Origin of the sequence: Lapillicoccus sp. (genome assembly GCF_039935575.1) — a bacterium.
In the GTDB taxonomy this organism is placed as follows: Bacteria; Actinomycetota; Actinomycetes; order Actinomycetales; family Dermatophilaceae; genus Lapillicoccus.
Window position 1 is genome coordinate 1 of sequence record NZ_JBDTKA010000090.1, and the last position, 3,622, is coordinate 3,622.

Sequence of the window (3,622 nt, forward strand, 5' to 3'; positions counted from 1 at the left end):
AACCTCGTCCAACGCTGATCGTGGCTGCCGGCGATCTCATCGCCGCTGTCGCCGCCCACGCATCCGGCGTCACCCGCGGCAGACGTGGAAGCGTTCGAGGCTCGCCGTCCCCATCCCCAGCTCCGGCTATTCGCCGTCGTACCGCAGCACCGCAAGCCCAGCCGTCGGGAACCCGTTCCCCATCGCCGCATGCGCGTCGGCGGAGCCCCTCCCGTCGCTGAGCCCACCCGCGAGGTCGGGCACGGTGGGTGAGTGACCGACGACCACGAGGGTCCGCATGTCCCCGCCCTCCTCACGAACCGTCTCCAGCACCCCGGGCGTCCCGCCCTGGTAGACCGCTCTGCGGTACTCCACGAACTCCGCTTGCGCCCCTCCCCTGACCGCCTGCTCCCACGTCTGGCGGGTGCGCACAGAGGTCGAGCAGACGACGAGGTCGGCAACGATCCCGCTGTCCCGCAGCCACTTTCCGACAGCCTGAGCGTCCGCCCGTCCGCGCTCGGTCAGCTCCCGGTCATGGTCGGACAACCGCCCGCCGCGGGGGATCTGCTCGGTCTTCGCGTGCCGCACCAGCACGAGGGTGCGGTCGTCAAGGACTCTGCTCATGGCCTGAGCATGCCCCTGATGAGGCGGAGGGCACCACCGACATACACCTCGATCCGTCTACTCTCGGCCTGGTGGAGAGCGTGCAGCCGATCATCGACGTCAGCTCCGGCCGCTGCACGAGCACCGAGTGGCGCGCGTGGGTCGACGAGTCGGTGGGGCGGATCATGGCCGACACCAACCGGACGGCGGACACCCACCTCCACCGCGTCGCATTGCCCGACGGCTGGGACGTCAGCGGGGTCGAGCTCTACCTCAAGGACGAGTCGACCCACCCGACGGGCAGCCTCAAGCACCGCCTCGCCAGGTCGCTGTTCCTCTACGCCATCTGCAACGGTGAGATCGGCCCGGGGACCACGGTCATCGAGGCGTCCAGCGGGTCGACTGCCGTCTCGGAGGCGTACTTCGCCAGGATGCTCGGCCTGCCGTTCGTTGCGGTCATGTCGCGGACGACGAGCCCGGAGAAGGTCGCGATGGTCGAGCGCGAGGGCGGACGCTGCCATCTCGTCGCCGACGCCGGTGAGGTCTACGACGTGGCGCGACGGCTGGCCGACGAGTGCGAGGGGCACTACCTCGACCAGTTCACCTATGCAGAGCGGGCAACGGACTGGCGCGGCAACAACACGATCGCCGAGTCGGTCTTCGAGCAGATGTCCTTGGAGCCACACCCGATCCCCGCCTGGATCGTCGTCGGAGCCGGGACCGGCGGGACGAGTGCAACCTTCGGGCGCTACGTGCGGTTCCGCGGCGCGCCCACCCGGGTAGCCGTGGTCGACCCCGAGAACTCGGCATTCCTGCCGGCATACCAGGGGCGTTCGACCGCGGGCAGCCGAGGTTCGCGGATCGAGGGAATCGGTCGCCCCAGAGCCGAACCCAGCTTCCTGCCCCGTGTCGTCGACCGGATGCTCGGGGTGCCCGACGCGGCGTCCGTCGCGGCTATGCGGTTCCTGCACGACCGCACCGGTATGCGCGCCGGCGCCTCCACCGGAACCAACCTCTACGGCGCGCTGCGGATCGCGTGCGAGATGCGCGCCTCGGGGACCCACGGCAGCATCGTCACGCTCGTCTGCGACCACGGCGAACGGTATGCCCATACGTACGCCGACGACGCGTGGCTGGTCGAGCAGGGGCTGGACCTGACGGCATACAGAGAGGTCCTGGACCGCGCCTGGCTCACGGGTGAGTGGACCGGCTGACGGTCGACGAGTCGGCTCCGGTCCGTCAGGAGGCGGGTCAGTCGGCTTGTCTCGAGGGCGGCCGATGTCAGCCGGTGGCGACGACGTTGGCGAGCGCCGACCCCCAGGCATACGCCTGCAGCTGCGCCCTGACCAGCTTGACCGCGCGCGGCCGGAACGCGGTGCTCGCCCCACCGACGTGGGGTGAGATGAGTACACCGGGCGACGTCCAGAGCGAGTGGTCGGCGGGCAACGGCTCGGGGTCCGTCACATCGAGCGCGGCCCGCAGGCGGCCGGAAGAGGTCTCCGCGAGAAGCGCCTGGGTATCGACCACCTTCCCCCGAGCGACGTTGACTACGAGTGCCCCGTCCTTCATGGCGGCGAGGAACTGCGCGTCGACGAGTCCGGTCGTGGAGTCCGACAGCGGCACGATGAGGACCACGACGTCCTGGACCGGCAGCAGGGCCGCGAGCTCCTCGATCCCGTGGACCTCGTCGACGAGGTCGTCTCCCGCGCGAGCACGGCTGGCGACCGCCGTAACCTGCACCTCGAACGGGAGCAGTCGTCGCACGACTGCTCGTCCGACCTGGCCGTAGCCGACCACCATGACCCGCCGGTCCGCGAGCGCCTCCCACAACCGGGTCGGGAGCCATCGCGAGTCCTGCTGGGCTGCAACGAACTCCGGGATACCGCGCAGTGACGCGAGGATGAGTGCGAGCGTGAGCTCCGAGGTCGACGCGTCGTGGACGCCGCCGGCGTTGCACAGCTGCACACCGGCTGGGACCTGCGGCAGGGCCTGCTCGTAGCCCGCGGTCAGCAGCTGCACGACCCGCAGCTCCGGAAGGCCCACCAACAGGTCGAGCCGCTGGCGGGGGTCGAGATAGGGCGGGACGACGATCACGAGCTCGCGGGCCCGCTCGTGCGCCTCGTGCAGGTCCCACGGGACCAGCTCGACGCCGGCTACCTCCCCGACTTCGGCGACCCAGGACGCGTCCGGCACAGAGACGAGCGGCATGCGGTCACGCTAGCGACCCGCCTTGCTGTCGAGGAGGATGGGGTATGCCGGTTCGCACCCGCCCTTCGACCAGTCCACTACGTCGCATCGCCGTCTCCGCAGTGACGGTCGTCGCCCTGACTGGCCTCACCGCCTGCTCGTCCCCTCCCGGGGGGACTACCAGTGCCTCGCCGGGCAGCGTTGGTTCGTCCGGTGGGCGGCAGTCTCTGGACGCGCCGTCGGACGTGGCCACTGGCCTGAACGTGCCCTGGTCCACCGCGGTGCTGCCCACGGGAGACGTGCTCGTCAGCGAACGGGAGTCGGCGCTGGTCAAGCGGATCGGCCTGAACGGCCAGACCCGTGAGATCGGCCGAGTCCCTGACGTCGTCGCCGCCGGCGAAGGTGGCCTGCTCGGGATCGCCATCGACCCCGCAACGTACGCCGCCACCCCCGTTCTCTACGCCTACCTCACCGCCGCCGACGACAACCGAGTGCTCTCCATCCCTCTCCAGGGCGACGGTCTGGGCCAGCCCACGACGGTGCTCACCGGCATACCCAAGGCGTCGAACCACAACGGCGGACGCCTGGCGTTCGGACCCGACGGGTTCCTCTACGTCACGACGGGAGATGCCGCCACGACGTCACGCGCCCAGGACCTGGGCAGTCTCGGCGGCAAGATCCTGCGGGTGACGGCCCAGGGTCAGCCTGCGCCGGGCAACCCGTTCGCTGGGTCGCCGGTGTGGTCCTACGGCCACCGCAACGTCCAGGGCATCGCGTGGGACGCCTCGGGACGGATGTGGGCGAGCGAGTTCGGGCAGAACACCTGGGACGAGCTCAACGTCATCACACCCGG

General features: G+C 70.3%; 4 protein-coding genes. 2 read left to right on the forward strand and 2 right to left on the reverse strand.

Going from position 1 to position 3,622, the window contains the following annotated elements; all coding sequences use genetic code 11:
• Nucleotides 1–126 precede the first annotated feature (126 nt).
• Nucleotides 127–603, reverse strand: coding sequence for a histidine phosphatase family protein (locus ABI385_RS11580; protein ID WP_348103902.1), 477 nt, complete (start codon nucleotides 601–603; stop codon nucleotides 127–129).
• A 164-nt stretch (nucleotides 604–767) separates the two neighbouring features.
• Here ABI385_RS11580 and ABI385_RS11585 point away from each other — a divergent pair, with 164 nt between their 5' ends.
• Nucleotides 768–1,796, forward strand: a complete 1,029-nt coding sequence (locus ABI385_RS11585; protein ID WP_348103905.1) for a PLP-dependent cysteine synthase family protein — start codon at nucleotides 768–770, stop codon at nucleotides 1,794–1,796.
• 67 nt (nucleotides 1,797–1,863) lie between these two features.
• Here ABI385_RS11585 and ABI385_RS11590 read toward each other — a convergent pair whose 3' ends face one another.
• The gene (locus tag ABI385_RS11590; RefSeq protein ID WP_348103903.1) at nucleotides 1,864–2,790 is read right to left on the reverse strand and encodes a 2-hydroxyacid dehydrogenase; all 927 of its coding nucleotides are present in this window, start codon (nucleotides 2,788–2,790) and stop codon (nucleotides 1,864–1,866) included.
• 44 nt (nucleotides 2,791–2,834) lie between these two features.
• Between ABI385_RS11590 and ABI385_RS11595 the strand changes: the two genes are divergently transcribed.
• A partial coding sequence (locus ABI385_RS11595) for a PQQ-dependent sugar dehydrogenase (protein WP_348103904.1) occupies nucleotides 2,835–3,622 on the forward strand: 788 nt, incomplete at its 3' end.

Bases quoted from the DNA above. Each gene is read 5' to 3' on its own strand.
- ABI385_RS11585 (WP_348103905.1), top strand. From the start codon at position 768: ATGGCCGACACCAACCGGACGGCGGACACCCACCTCCACCGCGTCGCA.
- ABI385_RS11590 (WP_348103903.1), bottom strand. From the start codon at position 2,790: ATGCCGCTCGTCTCTGTGCCGGACGCGTCCTGGGTCGCCGAAGTCGGG.
- ABI385_RS11580 (WP_348103902.1), bottom strand. From the start codon at position 603: ATGAGCAGAGTCCTTGACGACCGCACCCTCGTGCTGGTGCGGCACGCG.